Raw genomic sequence first — 596 nt, forward strand, 5'->3', positions numbered from 1 at the left:
GATATGACCAAATGGGTCTGATGTTGCGCATAAACGAGAGGATTTGGATAAAAACAGGTGTAGAATTTGTAAATAATAAAATCAATATTAGTGCGGTTGTTACAAATGAAAAGAGTGATTGGAGTGTAATTGAAATTCAACATAATCCTAAATCAATATGGATAAAGGTAATTAGAAAATTAGATTCTGTTGAAATTTTCTATTCTTTCGATGATGAATTTTATACGATGATGCGATTGGCCTATTTCCCTGATAATGTTCCCGTAATGGTAGGTATGACAGCAGCATCACCTGACGGAAATGGATTTGATGCGTTGTTTGAAGAATTTACTATAAATCACATTCCAGATACAAGACGCTTAAAGTGGTTAGAAAACAATGGATAAAAATGCTATCTGGCAAACTATAAAGTATCTGAAAGTTCACTTTTGTATGAAAAGACCTATCTTCTGCTGAAATAGGTTGACTTCGCTCCCGCAGTACCGATGTTGATGTAGGCAATGCCGCAATCCGAACCCTCATGGCTCAAAAACTGCTCGGCTTCGCGCAAGTGTAAGATGAAAATGGGAAACCGCTAGTTTCATCGGGGTTGTGAG

At 37.1% G+C, this 596-nt stretch carries 1 protein-coding gene; it reads left to right on the forward strand.

Going from position 1 to position 596, the window contains the following annotated elements; translation table 11 throughout:
* A partial coding sequence (locus tag AC23P2_RS31175; RefSeq protein WP_487776803.1) for a DUF1349 domain-containing protein occupies positions 1 to 386 on the forward strand: 386 nt, incomplete at its 5' end.
* Between the last annotated feature and the right edge of the window lie 210 nt (positions 387 to 596).

This window comes from Runella sp. R0.1_18 (genome assembly GCF_057652155.1).